This window comes from Planotetraspora silvatica, assembly GCF_016863315.1.
GTDB lineage: Bacteria > Actinomycetota > Actinomycetes > Streptosporangiales > Streptosporangiaceae > Planotetraspora > Planotetraspora silvatica.
Map to the genome: position 1 here is coordinate 1 of NZ_BOOQ01000086.1, position 2,271 is coordinate 2,271.

Here is a 2,271-nt window from a genome sequence, read left to right on the forward strand (position 1 = left end):
CAGCACACACCTGTCGCGCGTCTTCCCCAAGCTCGGCATCACCACCCGCGGCGAGCTCAGCCGCCTCATGACCGCCAGGGACGGCGATTACATCATCTGACGTACGCGAACAAAGACGCCCGATTCGTACCGTGGGACGCGTTCCACCCCTTCTTTCCTCGCAAGGACCCAACATTCATGAACAGAGTTCACCGTCGCGCGCTCATGACCGCCGCGGCAGCCGTCGCCGCCATCGCGGCCATCATGCCCACGGCTTCCGCCGCCTCTGGCCCGGCCACCGCCGGCAGCGCCACAGCGGCATCCCCTAAGCCGACCGTCGTCCTGGTGCATGGCGGCTTCGCCGACGGCTCCAACTGGAACGGCGTGATCAAGCGCCTGGCCAAGGACGGCTACCCGGTCGTCGCCCCGGCCAACCCGCTGCGCGGCCTGCCGACCGACGCGGCCTACATCTCCAGTTTCCTCGACTCCATCAAGGGCCCGGTCATCCTCGCCGGCCACTCCTACGGCGGAGCCGTCATCACCAACGCCGCGGCGGGACACCCCAACGTCAAGGCACTGGTCTACGTCGCCGCGTTCGTCCCCGACAAGGGTGAGCAGCTCGGCGTCCTCATTCAGAAGTATCCCGGCAGCGAGATCCAGGCCGCCCTGAACGAGGTCCCCTTCACCAACGCCGACGGCAGCACCGGCACCGACCTCTACCTGCAGCCCGACCGCTTCCACGACGTCTTCGCCGCCGACCTCCCCCAGAGCGTCACCGGCCTGATGGCCGCCGAGCAGCGCCCGTTCAGCGCCTCCTCCTTCACCGACGTCACCACCGCCGCCGCCTGGCACACGATCCCGTCCTGGGGCATCGTCGCCACCGCCGACAAGTCCATCCCCCCGGCGCTCGAGCGGTTCGAGTACCAGCGCGCCGGCTCCCACGTCGTTGAAGTCAAGGGTGCCTCCCACGTCGTCATGATCAGCCATCCCGCGGTCGTGGCCGATGTGATCGAGGACGCAGCCGAGCACACCCGCTGACCCACTCACCGAGTTGCGCCGACAGCGACATCCCGACGCCGGCGCAATTCTTGACGAAGGCCCTCCCGAGCGGATCTTCGGAGAGGGCCTTCGTCCTGGAGCCGCCTGGCGCAACCGCAAGGCACGTCCAGGCGAGCCGGTCAGGTGTGCCCGATTTCAGAGATCACGCGAGCCGACTGGCGCTGAGGTTGCGCTGTTGCTCCTCATTGGGCGGCTCCTTCCACGATGGCGTGCAGGTTGATCAGTTCGTCCACCGCTTCCCGGTCGGGAAGTGATGGACTGGCGCCGGGCCGGGTGGTCGCCAATGCTCCGGCGGCCATCCCCCGACGGATGGCCGTGGCGGTGTCAAGGCCCCCGGCGAGGGCCGCGCCCAGAGAGCCGGTGAAGGCGTCACCTGCGGCGGTGGTGTCCACCGGATTGACGGGGTAGGCGGGGAAGTGCCGTGTCTGCTCCGGAGTGACCGAGAGAGCGCCGGCCGCGCCAAGCGTGATGAGCGCATGCCGTACACCCCGATCAAGGAACCAAGCCGCGGCCCGCTCGGCGGATTCGAGGTCGACGACCTCCACGCCGGTTAGAGCGGTGGCCTCGCTCTCATTGGGAGTGACGATGGCGACGTGCGGCCAGACGCGGTCAGGCAGCGATTGCGCGGGCGCCGGGTCGAGCACGACAGTCAGGCCGGCGTGCGCGCCCGCCTCCGCGGCGTGACAGGCGACCTCGGTGCGGATCTCGAGTTGGAGGAGTAGCACGCTCGCCCTGTCACGGACGGCACGGATGCTCTCCTCCACCATGTCGACGCTCAGGTCCGAGTTGGCGAGGGGCGTGATGACGATGTCGTTCTCGCCCGACGCGTCGACTCTGATGTGTGCGACGCCCGTACGGTTGCCGACGGTACGAATCTCCGTCGAAACCACCCCATGGGAATGCAGCCCCGCCAACACGATCTCGCTGAACGGGTCTTTGCCGACGCAGCCGACCAGCCAGGTGGGCGCTCCTCCACGGGCGGCGGCGACCGCCTGGTTCGCGCCCTTCCCGCCCAGGACCAAAGTGACGTCGTCGCCGAGAACCGTCTCTCCTCGGTGGGGCAGTCGGCGGCTGAACGCTGTGACATCCGCGGTGATGCTCCCGACGACGAGGACACCTTTCGGTTTCATCTCGGTCCTCCTATTCCAAGCGGTTTCAGGCATTGCTAACTGAGGTCGCGGCGTATAGCCGTGGACGGGGTAGGGGATGCGCCGGGTTCAGATCCCGATCGGA

At 68.0% G+C, this 2,271-nt stretch carries 2 protein-coding genes; one reads left to right on the forward strand and one right to left on the reverse strand.

The window, feature by feature from the left end; all coding sequences use genetic code 11:
• Positions 1-177: 177 nt before the first annotated feature.
• The gene (locus Psi02_RS39690; protein WP_239095548.1) at positions 178-1,017 is read left to right on the forward strand and encodes an alpha/beta fold hydrolase; all 840 of its coding nucleotides are present in this window, start codon (positions 178-180) and stop codon (positions 1,015-1,017) included.
• 203 nt (positions 1,018-1,220) lie between these two features.
• On the opposite strand, the gene Psi02_RS39695 is transcribed toward Psi02_RS39690, so the two are convergent.
• The gene (locus Psi02_RS39695) at positions 1,221-2,168 is read right to left on the reverse strand and encodes a ribokinase (RefSeq protein ID WP_203981077.1); all 948 of its coding nucleotides are present in this window, start codon (positions 2,166-2,168) and stop codon (positions 1,221-1,223) included.
• Between the last annotated feature and the right edge of the window lie 103 nt (positions 2,169-2,271).

Coding starts and splice junctions, on each gene's coding strand:
- Psi02_RS39690 (WP_239095548.1), top strand. CDS start 178: ATGAACAGAGTTCACCGTCGCGCGCTCATGACCGCCGCGGCAGCCGTC.
- Psi02_RS39695 (WP_203981077.1), bottom strand. CDS start 2,168: ATGAAACCGAAAGGTGTCCTCGTCGTCGGGAGCATCACCGCGGATGTC.